This is a genomic window from Pseudomonas sp. W2-17, assembly GCF_041060445.1.
Taxonomy (GTDB): Bacteria; Pseudomonadota; Gammaproteobacteria; order Pseudomonadales; family Pseudomonadaceae; genus Aquipseudomonas.
Genome location: NZ_JAUFNS010000015.1, coordinates 47397 through 65291, shown reverse-complemented (window position 1 = coordinate 65291; position 17895 = coordinate 47397). Strand labels below are relative to the sequence as shown.

Genomic DNA, 17895 nt, shown 5'->3' with positions numbered 1-17895 from the left:
CTCTCAACTTCCATCACGAGACGCAAGACGTCTTCGCTCAATCAATTCGGCCACGCGCATCAGCGGATGGCAGGCTAGTGGACGGCGACCGTTGGTCCGCCGTCACATCCCGGCCAATGTTGCCGGGCAAATGCCCTATGCCCCGTGTACAGCACTCATGAATGCACGGATCTTGTCGTGATCCTTCAGGCCTTTGGACTTCTCCACCCCGCCGCTCACGTCAACCGCATAAGGATGCACTTGCGCGATAGCTTGGGAAACGTTGGCCGAGGTCAGGCCACCGGCGAGAATCACCGGTTTGCTCAAATGTTTTGGAATCAGCGCCCAATCGAAGGTTTCACCCGTCCCGCCCGGAATGCCCGCGACATAGGTGTCGAGCAGGATGCCGCAGGCATTGGCATAGGCATCGCAGCTGGCCGCGATGTCGTCGCCAGCCTGAACACGCAGGGCCTTGATGTACGGACGGTTGTATCCCTCGCACTGCTCTGGGGTCTCATCGCCGTGAAACTGAATGAGGTCGAGGGGAACGACGTCGAGCAGGGCTTTCAAGTCAGCTCGCTCGGCATTGACGAACAGGCCGACGGTGCTGACGAAGGGCGGCAGCGCGGCAACGATTGCCTGGGCCTGCTCCACCGTCACGAAGCGCGGGCTTGGGGGATAAAACACCAGCCCGATGGCATCGGCACCTGCGTCAACGGCGGCCAACGCATCTTCTATGCAGGTAATCCCGCAGATCTTGCTGCGAACGGCTGACATGTAGTGGAGACCTCAAGCCTTGCGAAAGTCCCGGATGGTAGCAAATGCAGTCACCTGCGTCAGCCGTCCAGTTCCGAGAAGCCAGTGAGAAAATGCGGGCCGATGTAGCGATCCGGTAATGGGAACTCGTCGCGGTATTCCACCTGAACCAGGTAGAGGCCGAAAGGATGAGCCGTCACCCCGCCGGTTCTTCGCACTCGGCTTTCGAGCACTTCCTTCGCCCACTCGATCGGCCGCTCCCCTGCCCCGATGGTCATCAGCACGCCGGCAATGTTGCGCACCATGTGATGCAGGAAGGCATTGGCGCGGACATCGATGACGATCATCTTGCCGTGGCGGGTGACCCGCAGATGGTGAAGCTGCTTGATCGGCGACTTGGCCTGGCATTGCCCGGCACGGAACGCACTGAAATCGTGGGTACCGACCAGATACTCGGCGGCCAGCGCCATGCGTTCGGCATCCAGCGGGCGGTGGTTCCAGGTGATTTCCTGGCCCAGGTGCGCCGGGCGAATCTGATCGTTGTAGATCACATAACGATAGCGACGGGCGATGGCTTTGAAACGTGCGTGAAAATGCGCCGGCATGACCTTGGCCCAGGTCACGCTGATGTCATGGGGAAGATTGATATTGGCGCCCATGGTCCAGGCTTTCATGCTGCGCTCGGCCCGGGTGTCGAAGTGCACCACCTGACCGCACGCATGCACACCCGCATCGGTGCGCCCGGCACACATCAGTGACACAGGCGAATCGGCCACTTTGGACAGGGCATTTTCCAGCGTTTCCTGGACGGTCAGCACGCCGGTCAACTGGCGCTGCCAGCCGCTGTAGCGCGAGCCTTTGTATTCCACGCCCAGAGCGATTCTGGAAAAACCTTCGGCGGCCAGTTCGGCTGCCGCTGTTTCTGCCTCGGTGTCTGTAGTTGCCAAGAGCTTAAAGCCTGTCGATGTGCGCAAGGGCGGCCATTATACGGATCGAAAAGAAAGACGCCATCGGCAGCGGCCAACGGTTAACCCGGAGGCGAAGGACAAGCCGAAATGCCCGACCCGGAAACGCAAACGACCGCCGAAGCGGTCGTTTATTGCAGCGATGAATACGGTCAGACGAGACGCGACAGCATGTCCCGCGCTTCGGTCTTCTGGCCGTCGTCGCCTTCGGCCACAACCTCATCGAGGATGTCGCGCGCGCCGTCGGCGTCGCCCATTTCGATGTAGGCCCGGGCGAGGTCCAGCTTGGTCGCGGCTTCGTCGGTGCCGGACAGGAAGTCGAATTCCGGTTCGTCGTCCGCCAGCAGAGCGTCGTCTTCGGTGAACCGAGGCGAAGCATCCACTGGCTTGTCCAGCGCCGTGTCGAACGGTTTGGCGATCGGCGGTTGCTCCAGGCTCTGGGAAAGACGGTCCAGCTCGGCATTGACGTCGTCGATCTCGGACGCGAACGCCTCGGACGCCTGCTCGGTTTCCATCTCGTCAGCCAGTGAGAGGTCGAAATCGGCAGGCAACTCGATGTCGTCTTCCAGCCCAGGCTTGTCGGCGCCCAACGACGCAGGCTGTTCGAACGGCGGCAGATCACGCAGATCGTCTTCCATCCCCAGCAGGTAATCGTCTTCGGCTTTCAACGCCGGCTGATCTTCTGCCAGATCCAGGTCGAAATCGTCCAGATCGGCCGGTTTGGCAGCAACGGATGTCGCCTGCTGCTCGCGCAGGATCGCGTCGAAATCCAGGTCATCGGCAGCCGACCCGGCAAACGGCGCGTCCAGGTCCAGGTCGTCGAGGGCAGCGTTGTCCTGTGCCGCAGCGCGGTTGGGCGCAGCGGCAGGCGATTCGCTGTCCAGGTCATCCAGGCTGAGGTCAAAGGCGTTGTCGAACTCTTCGTCCAGCGGCACTTCGGTGACCGTTTCTGCAGCCGGGGCAGGCTGCACGGCGACTTCAGGCTCATCATGGAGCAGGTCTTCAACGTACTTTGCGTCCATTTCCGCTGCCAAAGCCGCCGCCGCTGCCACCCCTGCGGCCGCCGCAGCCGCAGCGGCCATGGACGGATAGCGGGATTTCAGTTCTTCGACTTCAGCGTGGTTCTTTCCCGTGGCCACCAGTTGCCGCTCCTGCGCGACAAACCCGGATTTGTTGTCCTGCTCGGCATAGACTTCCATCAGCTTGAGGCGCAGATCACTGCGCTGCGGCTCGTGCTTGATGGCGTCTTCGAGAACGGCGACCGCCTGATTGGTGCGGCCGTAAGCGATGTGTATCTCAGCCTGAACGAGCGCGTCAGCCGGATGTTCGCGGACCGGCTCGGCGACGGTCGGCGCCGGCGGCGTCTTTGCATGGGGCGCCGGCGCCTCCAGGCCTTCGAAGCTGCTGGCAGGCATGTCCATGTCGGACGCGAAGTCAGACTCTTCGGACAAGGCACGCGCCATCTGACGATGCCGCTCGGCTTCTATCAGCGCATTGCGTCGGCGCGCCAGCAACAACAGAAGCAGCAGCAACAGCAACAGCGCGCCACCGCCGATCAGACCCATGAGCATCGGGCTGGCGAGGATCTTTTCGAGGGCGCTGCGGTTGTCTTCATCGACCACCGGTTCTGTCGGCACAATCAGCGCTTGATCGGGCGTGGCGCTGGTAACTGCCGCCCCGTCCACCGGCAATGCGTCTTCGGGGGCGATTTCGTTGGGTGCCTTGCCGGCGACATCAGGCGCCGCCGCGTTCGGCACAACCTGGGCCTGCATCGCCGGGTTGGCGGCATTGTTGGGATTGGTGACACTGTTGGGGCTGACGGCCGGATTGGCAGGATTGGCGGCATCGATGGGCGGCGGAACCGCTGCGCCGGACGCCTGCATTTTCGCCAGTTGGTCATTCTTCAGTTGAATCAGGCGCTGCAATTTGTCGACCTGGCTTTGCAGGTCGGTCATACGGCTCTTCAGCTCGGCATTGTCCCGACGCGTCGTATCCAGGCTTTCCTGAGTGGTTGCCAACTGGTTGCTGATATCGGCGTTGTCACTGGCTTTGCCCTTCGCACCCGCCTTATTGGCAGAGACGAGGCTGAGGTTGTCCTTGGCGTCGATCTGCGACGGTGCAGCGCCAGCACGGTCGCGGCGGGTCGCATCGACCTGACGCGCGCCGCTCGGCATGCGTCGGCCTTCGCGCCAGGCACGATTCTGCTCGGCCACTTCGGCCACCGCGCGAGGCTGCGCCAGCGCTGTTGATTCCTGCGGCGACGGCAGACGCAACACCTGACCTTTTTTCAGACGGTTGATGTTGCCGGCAATAAAGGCATCAGGGTTCAGCGCCTGAATCGCCAGCATGGTCTGCTGCACAGTCCCGCCATTCTTCACGCGCTCGGCAATTTCCCAGAGCGTGTCGTTATTGGCGGTGGTGTATTGAGTGAACTTGGGTTCCGGCGCCGGCGCTGGAGCGGGCGTTGGCGGCGCAGCGGCCGGTGTTTCGGCGGCGGGAGCCGGGGCAGGCGCGGCGCTCGGTGCCGTCGAAGGCAGTTGAGCAGCAGCCGCAGCGGCTTGCGGCGAGAATTTCGGCGGGTCCAGCAACAGGCTGTACTCGCGCAGCGCACGGCCATTGGGCCAGAGCACTTGAACGAGGAATTTCACGTAGGGATCGCGGATGGGCTTGGTGGAGGTGATGCGCAACACGCTCTTGCCACCGGGATTGACCACCGGGGTAAAGGTCAGGTCATCCAGAATCGCCACCCGGCCAACACCGGCCTGAGCAAACTCCGCAGACGTTGCCAGACTCGGCACCACCTGGGAGGCATTGAGGTCCTGCACTTCCGTCAGCTCGATTTCGGCCAACAGCGGCTGATTCAGGGTCGACTTCACGGTCAGACCGCCGAGGCCGAGCGCTTGGGCCATTCCCGATGACAGCGCCGAAGCCGCAGCGATTGCTAAAACGAGTTTACGAACCTGAACCATAGCCCATCCCTTGTTTGAAATTTCCCCGGCAATCGCGAAGATAATGCCTGCTCGGGTGTAGGGCGTATCAACACGCCGCAGCTAGAATGATTCTTCGAATTGTGGGCAAGTATCTTTTACGCAACATCTTTTATCAACAACTCAGCCACCTGCACAGCGTTCAACGCGGCGCCCTTGCGCACATTATCCAGCGTGACCCAGAAATTCAGTTCACAAGCGTCGTCGACACCCCCGCGCAAACGTCCTACATAGACAGCATCCTGTCCTACCGCGTCGCCCACCGGCGTCGGGTAATCGCCGGCCTCAGCCAGCTCGATGCCCTCGGCCGTTTCAAGCGCCGCATTGACCGCCTGAATGTCGACCGCCTCGCGGGTCTGCACCGACACGCTCAGGCTGTCGCCGAAGAACACCGGCACCTGGATGCAACTCACGCCGACCTTGATTAAAGGCAGCGAGAGCAACTCGCGCAACTCGCTGACCAAACGTTTTTCCAGTGGCACATGACCTTCGGCGTCAGGCTTGCCCACCTGGGCCAGCACGTTGAACGCCATCTGCCGGTCAAACACCTTGGGTTCGAGGGGGCGAACGTTGAGCAGCTCGGCGGTTTGCCGGGCCAGTTCGGTGACCCCTTCGCGGCCCATGCTCGACACCGCCAGGCACGCCGTCACGGTGATCCGCTCGATGCTCAGCAGTGCGCGCAACGGCGCCAGCACCAGCGCGAGGGCGGCGGCGCTGGAACTTGGGCAGGCCACCTGCTGCGGCTTGGTCAGATCAGCCAAACGGGCGCCGTTGACCTCGGGCACCACATTCGGCGCCTGCTCCACGGACAAGCCGGCGGACAGGTCGATCACCACGCAACCGGCGGCGGTGGCGCGCTCGGCATAGCTGCGCGTCACGGCAGCGCCCGCGGCGAAGAACGCAACGTTGGCCTTGCTGAAATCAAAGGCATCGACTTCACGCACGCGGACGTTCTTGCCACGGTATGGCACCGAGCTGCCGGCCGATTCGACGCTGGCGAGCAGGTGCAAATCGCCGACCGGGAAGTCGCGCTCTTCGAGAATCTGGACGATGGTTTCGCCGACAGTACCGGTGGCGCCGATCACGGCGATATCAAAGGACTGACTCATGGAAAAACCTCAGGAAAAATCGGGGGGCGGCACTGTAACTGCCCGGTGAAAGTCAGGCAATTGGCCGCGAGTGGATTAGCGGACGTGCTGGCGAACAGAAATGAAGGGATCAGGGCTCAAGGCCGATGGGGAAGAACTCGCCACCGCTCCACACCCCCAACCAACGCCGGCCGTCGATCTCACGCACCACGGCCAGGTCCACCAACTGATAGAAGACGTTGCGGTGGATAAGCGCTTCGAGGTTGTTGCGCACCAGAATATAAGGCGCCGGTTCCTGGGTCTGCGGATCGAGGTCGATACGCAGCGGGTGGTCGGCCCCCGCCTCCACCACGTCGTCGACATGGGTGGTGAACCGCAGCAACTGCGACTCGCCGCTGCCTTCTACGTCCAGCAGGACCGCCACAAAAGGCGCGTCGTCGACCTTGATGCCGACCTTCTCGACCGGGGTGATGAGGAAGTAGTCATCGCCGTCGCGGCGAATGATGGTGGAGAACAACCGAACCATCGGCTTGCGACCGATGGGCGTGCCCAGATAGAACCAGGTGCCATCGCGGGCGATGCGCATGTCGATGTCACCGCAAAAATCCGGGTTCCACAGGTGCACGGGCGGCAAGCCCTTGCCGCTCCTGGCAATCTGAGCCAACAGATCGTTGGCTTTGTCCTGCCCACTCATACGCCACTCCTCAGCGGGCTTCAACGCCCAGCAAACCCCGAGCGTAAGCCTCCATCGGGGGTCCTAGCAAATCCTCGGGCTTGGTGTCGTACAAAGTCAGCAGACCACCACGCAGATGAATGCGTGCCGAATCGATAAGGTAGCGGGTGTTGGTTTCGATCAGCATCAGCTGTATGACGCCGTTGTCGATGCCAAGACGGTCCACTGCTTCCTGGTCCGACCACTCGTCAAACGTGCCGATGCGGTCATCAGCTTTGGCAAAACGGGTGTACAGCAGATAATGCGCCCCGGCGGCCCGAGCCTCGTTCATCGCCTCATCCAGACCTTCCGGGGCGCGAGCGCGGCGGACCATCGGGAAGTATTCGATAAAACCGTTGAAGGCTTCTTCGGCCACGACATTGGGACGCGGGTAGGCGCCGCCCGGGGGAGCAAAGGCGCCTTGGGCGATATAGATGAACGAGTCAGGTTGCACGCGGAAGTTGTTCAACCGGCGGGTCGAACTGTGGTCCAGCAGCCCGGCGTCACTGAGCTCATCGTGAGCGCCTTGTGCCAGATCGCTGACGTGCATGCAGCCACTCAACGCCAGTAGAGCCAGCAGTAAAACCAGGCTACGCATGTTTATCTCCAAAGTCCGGCGACGGAAAACCGGCGAATGGCCGGTTAATGCAGCTTTTGCGCCATGTCGGACCCTGGAAAAAGTTTCGCTCGCTGAATCGGGTTATTGCGGCTGCGATTTATTCGGCAGCCGGGTCGGCCTGGGAGTCGGATTGGAGCTCGGGCTTGGGCTCGTGGCCGTGGTCGACATCCCGCTTGCGCTTGTTGCCCATGCGCACACCGATGTCCATCAGGAACTGGAAGAAACCTTCCTGATCTTCAAGGACATTGCTCCAGAACGGCGAGTGGTACAACGCCACTGCGCCATGCACCAGAGCCCAGGCGGCGCAGTAATGGAAATACGGAGGGACATCTTCAAGCTTGCCTTCGGAAATCCGGCCTTTGATCAACAGGGTCAGGTGTTCGAAGTTCGACGCGCGGATCTTGTGCAGCTCTTCGACCAGCTCTGGCACCTGATTGCCCTTGACGACCTTCTCTTCCAGGCGGTCAAACAGCCGGTAGCGCTGGGGGTCGCGCATGCGGAATTCAAAGTAGGCGCGGGACAGCGCTTCCTTGTCCTTGTCGACGTCCGCCGAATGCAACAACTCGTTCAAATCACGCTCGTAGTCGAGCATCAGGCGCAGGTAGATCTCCGCCTTGGATTTGAAATGCTTGTAGATGGTGCCTTTGCCGATACCCACGGCATCCGCAATCATCTCGACGGTGACGCTGTCTTCACCCTGTTCGAGGAACAGCTTGAGCGCGGTGTCGAGAATCTCCTGCTCACGGCGGCGAAACTCACGGACTTTACGAGGTTCTTTCTGCATAGGAGGAGGCTGTGGGTTCGGAATCGGAAGCGCCACATTATGCCTATCCCGCAGCAGAATGCACGAACGATCCGACCTGCATCCGTTTTCTGACGATTTTCGACTGCGGCAGGCAAAAAGGAAACGCTCGAGGCCGAACCAGTCTCGGTTTTTGGCGGGATGAGACAGGCAGTCGAAAATCAGGGGCGTCGGTGGAATTGCGGTATCAGCAGGCCGTCAGGTATTCCAAAACTGTTTAAAAATCGTACAGCGTGCGGCTGGACGCCTGCGGATTATAGCCAATACTTATATTCGCCAACGCAGCATCTCCCCCAAGTGCCCGCGTTGGTAAGGACACCAATGGATAGCGTGTCTTTGTTTTACTCCTAATGGTCTTAACCCGGATTCACCCCCCAGAACCCGGGTTTTTTTTGCCTGCGATTTGCTGAACGCCAGGGGCTTGGCAAGCACTGCCATGCACGGCGGATCAGCCTTTGACGCGCGCCAGCGGGAACAGCCGCTTGAAGTTCTCGCTGGTCTGCTCGGCAAACCGCTCGTAGGTCTCGCCGCGCAACATCGCCAGAAACTCGGCCACTTCACGCACGTACTGAGGCAGGTTCGGCTTGCCGCGATACGGGATCGGCGCCAGGTACGGCGAGTCGGTCTCAACCAGCAGCCGGTCGGCGGGCACTTTGCTGGCGACGTCCCGCAGCGCGTCAGCATTGCGGAAGGTGACGATGCCGGACAGCGAGATATAGAAACCCAGATCGAGCGCGGCCTTGGCCATGTCCCAGTCTTCGGTGAAGCAATGCAGCACGCCGGCCTGCGGCAACGCGGCTTCACGCAGCAGCTCCAGCGTGTCGGCACGCGCACCTCGGGTGTGGACGATCACCGGCTTGCCGGTCACGTTGGCCGCCTGCAGATGAAGCCGGAACGAGGCCTGCTGCAACTCGGCCGCCTCAGGCTCGTAGTGATAATCCAGCCCGGTTTCGCCGATGGCCACGACGCGCGGATGGTTGAGTTCGCCGAGCAGCCACTCCAGCGCAGGCGCCTCGCCGGGCTTGAGGTCCAGCGGGTGAATGCCGACCGAGCAATCAACGTCGTCGTAGCGGTCGGCCAGGGCCTTCACGGCACCGGCGTTCTCGGCACTGACGCCAATGCACAGAAAATGACCGACGCCCCGCTCTCTCGCCGCTTGCAGGGCGTTGTCGAGGGAGCCGTCGTGGGCGCTGAGGTCGAGGCGGTCAAGGTGGCAATGGGAATCTACAAGCATGGCGGCGGGGCAACTTACATCGTATGGGTAGGACGGTCGGATTTCAGAGCTCCGGCCAGGTAGTTTTCAATCATGTTGCGCGCGGTGTTGTCGCCATCGTTGAACTGCACCCCAACGCCAGCGGCGCGGTTTCCCTGAGCGCCCTTCGGCGTGATCCAGGTGACCTTGCCCGCGACCGGAATCTTTTCAGGCTCGTCCATCAGGTTGAGCAACATGAACACTTCATCGCCCAGCTTGTAGCTTTTGCTGGTGGGAATGAACAGGCCGCCGTTTTTGATGAACGGCATATACGCGGCGTACAGGACGGACTTGTCCTTGATGGTCAGGGACAGAATGCCGTTACGTGGACCTGGACTCAGTGGCACGCTCATCTCGTTTCCTCAGGCAATGCATGATGTCATGCAGATGGCCAGTCTAACCCTGTCCGGTCAGGCCTGCCCACTGCACCAATAATGCTTCGAGCAACAAAACCCGGTTCAGGTTCGCTTTTGACATGACCTTCTGGCGCTGCAGCAGCACCCAGTCCTGAATCGCCAGCACGTTGCGCTGGGACGACTTCTGCGCCAGATACTGCACGACCTTGCGCATGTCGGTCAGCCCCAGGCCTTCTTCGTCCTGGGTCAGCTGATAGCGCAGGATCAGGCTCGACCAGTCGCAGAACCAGTCGAACAGCAACAATAGCGGAATGTCTTTCCAGCCTTCGGCCAGCTGGGTCGGTGATTGCTGGCCCTTGAGCAGCTTTTTAACGCCCTCCACCACCAGCGCCCGCTGCTCATGAACACCCTGGGCCTGCAGCTTGACCGCCACCAGGGGCGAACCGGCCGCGAGGGTCAGCAACTCAACGCGTTCCTGCTCGGTGCAATCGGGCAGCGCATCGGCCAGCCAGGCGATGCTCATGGCATCACTGGGCAGCGGACACGCCTGTTGCACGCATCGGCTCTTCACCGTAGGCAGCAGCCGACTCGGCTGATGGCTGACCAGTAACAGAACGGTGTTGCCCGACGGCTCTTCCAGACTTTTCAGCAGGGCATTGGCGGCATTGATGTTCATCGACTCGACGGGCTCGATCAGCACCACCTTGCGCCCGCCCATCTGCGCAGTTTGCACCACGAAACTGACCAGATCGCGCACCTGATCGATCTTGATCGCCTTGTCGGCCTCTTCAGGCTCCAGCACGTAATGGTCGGGGTGACTACCGGCCGCCAGCAGCGAGCAGGATTTGCATTGCCCGCACGCTTCAAGGCCTGTCGGGCGTTGGCACAGCAGCAGGTACATCAAACGCTCGGCCAGCGCCCGCTTGCCGATACCGGCCGGACCGTGCAGCAAATACGCGTGAGCATGTTGCTTGCGGCCGGCCAATTGCTGCCACAGGCCGTGTTGCCAGGGATAAGCCTCAGCCATGCCGGCGAGCCGCCAGCAGCGCAGTCAACTCAGGCACCAGCACATCGAGGGATGCCTGGACTTCAGTCAGCGGCAGCGCGGCGTCCACCAGGCGATAGCGCTCGGGGGCCGCAGCCGCGCGCGACAGGTAGGTGCTGCGCACGGCGTCGAAGAACGCTCGGCCCTCTTGCTCGAAACGGTCCAGCTGACCGCGCGCGGAGGCACGGGCGAGGCCGATCTCGATGGGCAGATCGAACACCAGGGTCAAATCCGGACGCAGCGCGCCCTGGACGAAATCTTCCAGTACGGCGATGCGCTCGATGGGCAGGCCACGGCCGCCTCCCTGGTAGGCATAAGTGGCATCGGTAAATCGGTCGCACAGCACCACGGCGCCCCGCGCCAACGCGGGGCGAATCAGCGCGGCGAGGTGCTGCGCGCGGGCGGCAAACATCAGCAGCAGTTCGGTATCCACGAACATCTGCTCGTCACCCGGCGTCAACAGCAGCTCGCGGATACGCTCGGCGAGCGGCGTACCGCCGGGCTCGCGGGTCAGGACGACATCAATGCCCTCACTGCGTAGCCGTTCGGCCAGGTAGTCGCGGTTGGTGCTTTTGCCCGCGCCTTCGGGGCCTTCCAGGGTAATAAACAAACCGGTCACGGGCAGTCCTTGGTCAGATTCATGGCGAGTGTGCTCGCGGTTGTCATTTGCCGGGGTCATTGGCTGGAGTCGACGGATCTGCAGCGTCTGTCTGCGGTTTCGGCGACTGCTCGCTCGCGTCCGGCTCAAACCCCTTCGGCTCGGTCGCCTTCGATTCTGTCGATGGCGGCTCTATGGGTTGCGGCTCTGAAGGCTGCTGCGCGGGCGGCGGCTGCTCGACGGCATTCGCCGGCAGCGCCGGTGCAGCGACAGGCGCCGGGCTGGAGCGATAGTCCGCGCGGCGCTTGAGCTGGAACTCCTTCACTGCTGCGTTGTGCGCATCCAGATCGGCGGAGAATACGTGACTGCCGTCCCCTCTCGCCACGAAGTACAGGCTGTTGCCGGCCACCGGGTGCATCGCCGCATGGATCGCTTCACGCCCAACCATGGAAATCGGCGTTGGCGGCAAGCCGGAGATGACATAGGTGTTGTAAGGCGTAGGTTCTTTCAGCAACGCGCGGGTGATCTTGCCGTTGTATCGCTCGCCGAGGCCGTAAATGACGGTCGGATCGGTCTGAAGCAACATGCCCTGTTGCAAGCGACGCACGAATACACCGGCAATCTGGCCGCGCTCCTGAGGCACGCCGGTTTCCTTTTCCACCAGCGACGCCATGATCAGCGCCTGGTAAGGATCGGTGTAAGGCACATCGGCAGCGCGCTTCTCCCATTCCTCCTGAAGCACTTCATCCAGGCGGTTGTAGGCTTGTTTCAGCAGCTCGACGTCGGTCATGCCGCGCACGTAGCGATAGGTGTCCGGGAAAAACCGGCCTTCGGGGAAGACATCGGGATGCCCCAGCTTCGCCATCAGCTCGGTGTCGCTGAGATCGCTCGCCGTTTGCTCCAGCTTGACTTGTTTGGCGAGCGCCGCGCGCACCTGACGGAAGGTCCAGCCCTCCACCAGGGTGACGCTGTATTGCACTACGTCACCTTTTTGCCAGAGATCGAGCAGCGACTCGGCGTTCATGCCCGGTGCCATGCGGTATTCGCCACTGTGCAGCGACTGGCCCTGCAGATTGAAGCGCCAGTACAAACGCAGCCAGAGCGCGTCCTTGATGACGCCATCGGCTTGCAGCCGATTCAGCACGCCGGTCGGCGAAGAGCCCGACGGCACATCCAGCAGTTTTTCCTGGGTCAAATTGAGGGGCTGCTGCAGCGCGCTGTTCTGCTGCCAATAAGCCACACCCAGCAACAGCCCCGCCAGAACCACACCTGTTTCCAGCAAGACGAGTAATTTTCGGATCACGAATCAGATATCCAGAAGCCCGCGAACAAGGTGTTGGAGTTTACGGGTCAGCGGCCCAACCGGCCAGTTCAGATGCTCGACGCCGCGCACCGGCCAGATGCCGTACACGCTGTTGCAGACAAACACCTCATCGGCCTTTTGCAGGTCGGACATCTGCAGGTCAAGCTCACGGGCCGGCATGCTCTCGCGCTCCGCCAGCGCCAGAATCTCGGCCCGCATCACACCGGCCACGCCACAGCGGCGCAGGTCCGGCGTTAGCAACACACCGCCCTTGACCATAAACAGATTGCTGTAGACCGCTTCGACGATGCGCCCCGACACGTCACGCATCAGCCCTTCGGCGTACTCGGCACTTTGCCATTCGCCACGGGCCAGCACTTGTTCAAGGCGATTGAGGTGCTTGAGCCCGGCCAGCAGCGGCTGCTCGGCGAGGCGGGTCTGACAAGCGAACAGTTTGACGCCCTGCTCTGCATGGGCCTCGGGATACGCCGGCAGCCCACTTGCCTGGAGGATGCGTCGCGGCTGCGCATCCGAAGCGGGTGCATAGCCACGCACACCGTCGCCACGGGTAACGATGAGCTTCATCACACCGTCACCCAACTGGGCAGCGAAGCGACAGCATTCCTCTTCGACCAATGCCAGATCCAGGTTCAGCGCCAGGCGCTGTGCCCCCAGCGCCAGGCGTTGCAGATGACGCGGGAAGAGCAATGGCTGTCCGGCCTTGACGAGGACGGTCTCGAAGAGACCATCGCCGTACGCCAACCCCCGATCCTTGACGGCAAGGGAGTCAGCAGCAAGGCCATCGATCCAGCTCACGATCATTCGGCGTACCGGCGGAAGACCAGCGAACCGTTGGTGCCACCAAAACCGAAGGAGTTGGAGATCACCACGTCGATCAGCATCTTGCGCGGCTCGTGGGGAACGAAGTCCAGGTCACAGCCTTCATCGGGCTCGTCGAGGTTGATCGTCGGTGGCGCGACCTGATCCTTGATCGCCAGCACACTGAAAATCGCTTCGATCGCACCGGCAGCACCCAGCAGGTGGCCCGTCATCGACTTGGTCGAACTGACGGCCAGTTTGTAGGCGTGCTCGCCGAACACCTTCTTGATGGCGCTGACTTCGGCGAGATCGCCCGCAGGCGTCGAGGTGCCGTGGGCGTTGATGTACTGCACCTCGTCCGGACGAATCTTCGCGTCACGCAGGGCATTGGTGATGCAACGCGCGGCACCGGCGCCGTCATCCGGCGGAGAGGTCATGTGAAACGCATCGCCGCTCATGCCGAAGCCGATCAGCTCGGCATAAATCGTCGCGCCCCGCGCCTTGGCGTGCTCGAGCTCTTCGAGGACCATGGCGCCGGCACCGTTGGACAGTACAAACCCGTCACGACCCTTGTCCCACGGACGGCTCGCGCGGGCAGGCTCATCGTTGCGGGTAGACAGCGCGCGCGAGGCGCCAAAGCCGCCCATGCCCAGGCCGCAGGCCGCCATTTCAGCGCCGCCGGCAATCATTACGTCGGCTTCGTCGTAGGCGATGTTGCGCGCGGCCATGCCGATGCAGTGCGTGCTCGTGGTGCACGCAGTGGCGATGGCGTAGTTGGGGCCCTGTGCGCCGAGGTGGATCGACAGGAACCCGGAAATCATGTTGATGATCGACCCCGGCACGAAGAACGGGGATATCTTGCCTGGCCCCTGCTCATGCATCAGCCGGCTGGTGTTCTCGATATTGGTCAGACCCCCGATGCCCGATCCCATCGCCACGCCGACGCGCTCGCGATTGGTGTCGTCGATCTCGATACCGGAGTTGCGCACGGCCTGAAAGCTGGCAGCCAGCCCGTACTGGATAAACAGATCGAGTCTGCGGGCCTCTTTGGCCGACAGGTATTCCTCGACGTTGAATCCCTTCACCGATCCGCCAAAACGGGTGGTGTATTGGGACAGGTCCGTGTGTTCGATAGGCCCAATGCCACTCTGGCCAGCCAGAATGCCTTGCCAGGTGCTCGGGACATCCGTGCCCAAAGGCGTCAGCATACCCATACCGGTGACCACGACGCGTCTACGCGACACAGGACTCTCCTTTCTTCTATTGATGAAACGCTGCCCTATTCAAAGAAAAAACCGCACGCCAGGGGCAGTGCGGTTTCTCCAGGACAGCAAACTACGATTACAAAATCTTACGCCTGGTGGGCAGTAACGTAATCGATAGCCGCTTGAACAGTGGTGATCTTCTCGGCTTCTTCGTCAGGGATTTCGGTCTCGAATTCCTCTTCCAGAGCCATTACCAGCTCAACGGTATCAAGGGAGTCGGCACCCAGGTCTTCAACGAAGGAAGCACTGTTGGTGACTTCCTCTTCCTTGACGCCAAGTTGTTCGGCAACGATTTTCTTGACGCGCTCTTCGATGGTGCTCATACCGTGTTTTAACTCCTAGTGGACAAATTCAGGCAGCTGGCCGATGGGTAAGTGTATAGAAGAGGTTTTGCGCATTTCAAGCTAAACGCAATTCCCGCTACGCCCAACAGCCCTCTGCCCCTTAAAAGATTTCAGCTTTATAACGGATTTTAGACAGCCCGTATGACATTTTTTCGATACGACCGGTCACATGTACATGCCGCCGTTGACGGGGATTGTAGCCCCGGTAACGTAGCCTGCACCTTCTGAGGCAAGAAAAGCGACAACATGCGCGATCTCTTCTGCCTGCCCCAGTCGGCCCAGAGGAATCTGTGCCGTCAGGGAATCACGTTGCGCTTCTGGCAGCTCGCGGGTCATGTCGGTGTCGATGAAACCCGGCGTCACCGAGTTGACCGTCACTGCGCGCGACCCGACTTCACGTGCCAGGGCACGACTGAAGCCTTCCAGACCCGCCTTGGCGGCTGCGTAGTTTACTTGACCTGCGTTGCCCATGGCACCCACCACCGAACCAATGCTGATGATCCGGCCCCAACGCGCCTTGGTCATCCCGCGCAGAACGCCCTTGGACAGCCGAAACAGACTGCTCAGGTTGGTGTTGATGACGTCATGCCACTCGTCATCCTTCATGCGCATCATCAGGTTGTCACGGGTGATACCGGCGTTATTGACCAGGATCAACGGCGCGCCAACGCGTTCGGTGATCTGGGCCAGCGCGGCGTCAACGGATTCGTCGCTGCCCACGTCCAGCGACAGGCCGAAGCCCTCGATGCCGTTTTCCTTGAAATAAGCAGTGATCTTCTCGGCGCCGGCCTCGGACGTCGCCGTGCCCACGACGATGGCGCCGTTACGACCCAGTTCAAGGGCGATCGCCCGGCCAATGCCGCGGCTTGCGCCGGTGACAAGTGCAACTTTACCCTGACTCATGCAGGCGTCTCCTAATCAGGCCAGCGCCGCACGAGCGGCGGCGAAGGCGTCTGGGGTATTGAGGTTGTGGGTGGCCACGCCATCGGCGCAACGCTTGTTCAAGCCGGCGAGCACCTTGCCCGGGCCGCACTCGACCAGTTGCAGGGCGCCCTGAGCCGCCAGGGTCTGAATCGATTCGACCCAGCGCACCGGCTTGTACAGCTGCTGCAGCAAATCGGTTTTCAGCGTTTCGAGATCGGACACGACACTCGCAGTGACGTTCTGAACCAGCGGGATCTGCGGCACCTGCCAGTCGATGGCGGCGATGGACTCGGCGAAGCGTTCGGCTGCCGGACGCATCAGTTCGCAGTGGGAAGGCACACTCACCGGCAACGGCAAGGCGCGCTTGGCGCCTTTGGCCTTGCAGAATTCGATGGCGCGCTCCACGGCGGCCTTGGCACCGGCAATCACGACCTGCCCGGGCGAATTGAAATTCACCGCGCTGACCACGTCGCCCTGAGCTGCTTCGGCACAGGCGGCAATAACCACCGCATCGTCGAGACCCAGAATGGCCGCCATGCCACCCTGCCCCGCAGGCACGGCTTCCTGCATCAACTGACCCCGGCGCTCGACCAGCTTCACCGCGTCCGCAAGGGTCAGGCTGCCGGCCGCGACCAACGCGCTGTACTCACCCAGACTGTGGCCAGCGACATACGCCGGGCGCACGCCGCCTTCCGCCAGCCACAGGCGCCACAAGGCAATCGACGCGGTGAGGATGGCAGGCTGGGTTTTATCGGTCTGGTTGAGGCTCTCTTCCGGGCCCTGCTGGGTCAGCGCCCAGAGGTCATAGCCCAGCGCAGCGGAAGCTTCTTTGAACGTCTCCAGCACCAGCGGATGCTGCGCGCCCAGCTCGGCCAGCATGCCCAGGGACTGCGAACCCTGGCCCGGAAAGACAAATGCGACGGAAGCAGACATTAACAAGCCCCTGATTATTCTCGTCAAAATGAGCGTCCGGCGGGCCGAACGCGAGGTAATTCAATGTGTTGCGATGGACAGTTGGATGACCATGCGGTCACAGGCGTCACATTCTAGCCCAAGACTCGCATTGAAGCCCTAAAGCAGATCCTCAAGACGACCGCGCAAGCGCTGTGGCAGGTTTTCCTGAATCTCGATCAGCGCCCGCTGTATGGCGCTCTGAAATCCCTGAGCATCGGCCGAACCATGACTCTTCACCACGATGCCCTGCAGACCGAGAAAGCTGGCACCGTTATGCCGCGCCGGGGCCAGATCGGCCTTGAGCCTGCCGAGCACAGGCCTTGCCATCAAACCCACCAGTCGCGACAACACGTTGCGGCGAAACAACCGCTCAATCCGCTCGCCAATCATCAACGCCAAGCCTTCGCTGGATTTCAGCAGCACGTTGCCGACAAAGCCATCGCAGACCACGACATCCGCCTCACCCCGATACAGGCCATCCCCTTCGACAAAGCCGATGTAATTCAGCCCCGGTGCGGCCTGCAAAAGACTCGCGGCCAACTTGACTTGCTGATTGCCCTTGATGTCTTCAGTGCCGACGTTCAGCAGTGCGACTCTGGGTCGCACCACGCCCAGCGCCTCGGCGGCCACCGAACCCATCACGGCGAACTGATAAAGATGCTCGGCGGTGCAATCCACGTTCGCGCCCAGATCCAGCAGCTGGCAATACCCGCTCTGTGTTGGAATCGCGGCCACCATGGCCGGCCGGTCGATACCGGACAAGGTTTTCAGCACGAAGCGGGACAGCGCCATCAAGGCGCCGGTATTGCCTGCACTGACACAGGCGTGGGCCTTGCCTTGGGCGAGAAGCCCCAGCGCAACGCGCATCGACGAATCAGGCTTGCCGCGCAAGGCCTGGGACGGACGCTCATCCATGGTGATGATCTCGCTGGCATGCACAACGTGCAGGCGTGAGCGATCGACACCGGCGTGGCGCGCGATGAGTTCTTCAAGAAGGGGGGATTGACCAACGAGGGTCAGGTGCAACGAGGGTGTAGCAAGCAGGCAGGCAATGCTGGCCTGAACAATGTGGCGGGGACCGAAGTCCCCGCCCATTGCATCGATCGCGATGACCGGAGCAGACAAGA

18 protein-coding genes are annotated in these 17895 nt (G+C 61.6%); all 18 read right to left on the bottom strand.

Going from position 1 to position 17895, the window contains the following annotated elements; translation table 11 throughout:
* Positions 1 to 135: 135 nt before the first annotated feature.
* Positions 136 to 756 carry a phosphoribosylanthranilate isomerase gene (locus QWI20_RS18835; RefSeq protein WP_369306713.1) on the bottom strand — a complete coding sequence of 207 codons (621 nt, stop codon included), beginning with the start codon at positions 754 to 756 and terminating at the stop codon, positions 136 to 138.
* A gap of 59 nt (positions 757 to 815) precedes the next feature.
* Complete coding sequence (gene truA / locus QWI20_RS18830; protein WP_172612940.1) at positions 816 to 1640, bottom strand: tRNA pseudouridine(38-40) synthase TruA; 825 nt, start codon at positions 1638 to 1640, stop codon at positions 816 to 818.
* Between the two features lie 212 nt (positions 1641 to 1852).
* On the bottom strand, positions 1853 to 4669 hold the full coding sequence (locus QWI20_RS18825) for a FimV/HubP family polar landmark protein (protein ID WP_369306712.1): 2817 nt from the start codon (positions 4667 to 4669) through the stop codon (positions 1853 to 1855).
* Positions 4670 to 4785: 116 nt separating this feature from the next.
* On the bottom strand, positions 4786 to 5796 hold the full coding sequence (locus QWI20_RS18820) for an aspartate-semialdehyde dehydrogenase (protein ID WP_369306711.1): 1011 nt from the start codon (positions 5794 to 5796) through the stop codon (positions 4786 to 4788).
* Positions 5797 to 5905: 109 nt separating this feature from the next.
* Positions 5906 to 6469 carry a DUF1285 domain-containing protein gene (locus tag QWI20_RS18815; protein WP_369306710.1) on the bottom strand — a complete coding sequence of 188 codons (564 nt, stop codon included), beginning with the start codon at positions 6467 to 6469 and terminating at the stop codon, positions 5906 to 5908.
* Positions 6470 to 6479: 10 nt separating this feature from the next.
* Positions 6480 to 7085, bottom strand: a complete 606-nt coding sequence (locus QWI20_RS18810; protein ID WP_369306709.1) for a DUF4823 domain-containing protein — start codon at positions 7083 to 7085, stop codon at positions 6480 to 6482.
* A gap of 118 nt (positions 7086 to 7203) precedes the next feature.
* Positions 7204 to 7890, bottom strand: coding sequence for a TetR/AcrR family transcriptional regulator (locus tag QWI20_RS18805; protein ID WP_369306708.1), 687 nt, complete (start codon positions 7888 to 7890; stop codon positions 7204 to 7206).
* Positions 7891 to 8356: 466 nt separating this feature from the next.
* Positions 8357 to 9142, bottom strand: a complete 786-nt coding sequence (locus tag QWI20_RS18800; protein WP_369306707.1) for a TatD family hydrolase — start codon at positions 9140 to 9142, stop codon at positions 8357 to 8359.
* Between the two features lie 14 nt (positions 9143 to 9156).
* Entirely contained in the window at positions 9157 to 9513 is a 357-nt protein-coding gene (locus QWI20_RS18795; protein ID WP_037011754.1) for a PilZ domain-containing protein, read from the bottom strand.
* Positions 9514 to 9556: 43 nt separating this feature from the next.
* The gene (locus QWI20_RS18790) at positions 9557 to 10543 is read right to left on the bottom strand and encodes a DNA polymerase III subunit delta' (RefSeq protein WP_369306706.1); all 987 of its coding nucleotides are present in this window, start codon (positions 10541 to 10543) and stop codon (positions 9557 to 9559) included.
* A complete protein-coding gene (gene tmk / locus QWI20_RS18785) occupies positions 10536 to 11180 on the bottom strand; it encodes a dTMP kinase (RefSeq protein ID WP_192172727.1) in 645 nt (214 codons plus the stop codon). Before tmk ends, QWI20_RS18790 begins: the two co-directional genes overlap by 8 nt.
* A 43-nt stretch (positions 11181 to 11223) precedes the next feature.
* The gene (mltG, locus tag QWI20_RS18780) at positions 11224 to 12462 is read right to left on the bottom strand and encodes an endolytic transglycosylase MltG (protein WP_369306705.1); all 1239 of its coding nucleotides are present in this window, start codon (positions 12460 to 12462) and stop codon (positions 11224 to 11226) included.
* 3 nt (positions 12463 to 12465) lie between these two features.
* Positions 12466 to 13281, bottom strand: coding sequence for an aminodeoxychorismate lyase (gene pabC / locus QWI20_RS18775; RefSeq protein WP_369306777.1), 816 nt, complete (start codon positions 13279 to 13281; stop codon positions 12466 to 12468).
* The gene (fabF, locus tag QWI20_RS18770; protein ID WP_369306704.1) at positions 13281 to 14525 is read right to left on the bottom strand and encodes a beta-ketoacyl-ACP synthase II; all 1245 of its coding nucleotides are present in this window, start codon (positions 14523 to 14525) and stop codon (positions 13281 to 13283) included. Before fabF ends, pabC begins: the two co-directional genes overlap by 1 nt.
* A 107-nt stretch (positions 14526 to 14632) precedes the next feature.
* A complete protein-coding gene (gene acpP, locus QWI20_RS18765; protein WP_016973676.1) occupies positions 14633 to 14869 on the bottom strand; it encodes an acyl carrier protein in 237 nt (78 codons plus the stop codon).
* Positions 14870 to 15055: 186 nt separating this feature from the next.
* On the bottom strand, positions 15056 to 15793 hold the full coding sequence (fabG, locus tag QWI20_RS18760) for a 3-oxoacyl-ACP reductase FabG (RefSeq protein ID WP_369306703.1): 738 nt from the start codon (positions 15791 to 15793) through the stop codon (positions 15056 to 15058).
* A gap of 15 nt (positions 15794 to 15808) precedes the next feature.
* Positions 15809 to 16747 carry an ACP S-malonyltransferase gene (gene fabD / locus QWI20_RS18755; RefSeq protein ID WP_369306702.1) on the bottom strand — a complete coding sequence of 313 codons (939 nt, stop codon included), beginning with the start codon at positions 16745 to 16747 and terminating at the stop codon, positions 15809 to 15811.
* Positions 16748 to 16885: 138 nt separating this feature from the next.
* Positions 16886 to 17893: a phosphate acyltransferase PlsX gene (plsX, locus tag QWI20_RS18750; RefSeq protein ID WP_369306701.1), complete on the bottom strand. Its 1008-nt coding sequence runs from the start codon at positions 17891 to 17893 to the stop codon at positions 16886 to 16888.
* Between the last annotated feature and the right edge of the window lie 2 nt (positions 17894 to 17895).

Excerpts from the sequence above, each read along its gene's own strand:
- QWI20_RS18835 (WP_369306713.1), bottom strand. The coding sequence starts at position 756 with ATGTCAGCCGTTCGCAGCAAGATCTGCGGGATTACCTGCATAGAAGAT.
- QWI20_RS18825 (WP_369306712.1), bottom strand. The coding sequence starts at position 4,669 with ATGGTTCAGGTTCGTAAACTCGTTTTAGCAATCGCTGCGGCTTCGGCG.
- QWI20_RS18820 (WP_369306711.1), bottom strand. The coding sequence starts at position 5,796 with ATGAGTCAGTCCTTTGATATCGCCGTGATCGGCGCCACCGGTACTGTC.
- QWI20_RS18815 (WP_369306710.1), bottom strand. The coding sequence starts at position 6,469 with ATGAGTGGGCAGGACAAAGCCAACGATCTGTTGGCTCAGATTGCCAGG.
- QWI20_RS18810 (WP_369306709.1), bottom strand. The coding sequence starts at position 7,085 with ATGCGTAGCCTGGTTTTACTGCTGGCTCTACTGGCGTTGAGTGGCTGC.
- QWI20_RS18805 (WP_369306708.1), bottom strand. The coding sequence starts at position 7,890 with ATGCAGAAAGAACCTCGTAAAGTCCGTGAGTTTCGCCGCCGTGAGCAG.
- QWI20_RS18800 (WP_369306707.1), bottom strand. The coding sequence starts at position 9,142 with ATGCTTGTAGATTCCCATTGCCACCTTGACCGCCTCGACCTCAGCGCC.
- QWI20_RS18795 (WP_037011754.1), bottom strand. The coding sequence starts at position 9,513 with ATGAGCGTGCCACTGAGTCCAGGTCCACGTAACGGCATTCTGTCCCTG.
- QWI20_RS18790 (WP_369306706.1), bottom strand. The coding sequence starts at position 10,543 with ATGGCTGAGGCTTATCCCTGGCAACACGGCCTGTGGCAGCAATTGGCC.
- acpP (WP_016973676.1), bottom strand. The coding sequence starts at position 14,869 with ATGAGCACCATCGAAGAGCGCGTCAAGAAAATCGTTGCCGAACAACTT.
- fabG (WP_369306703.1), bottom strand. The coding sequence starts at position 15,793 with ATGAGTCAGGGTAAAGTTGCACTTGTCACCGGCGCAAGCCGCGGCATT.
- fabD (WP_369306702.1), bottom strand. The coding sequence starts at position 16,747 with ATGTCTGCTTCCGTCGCATTTGTCTTTCCGGGCCAGGGTTCGCAGTCC.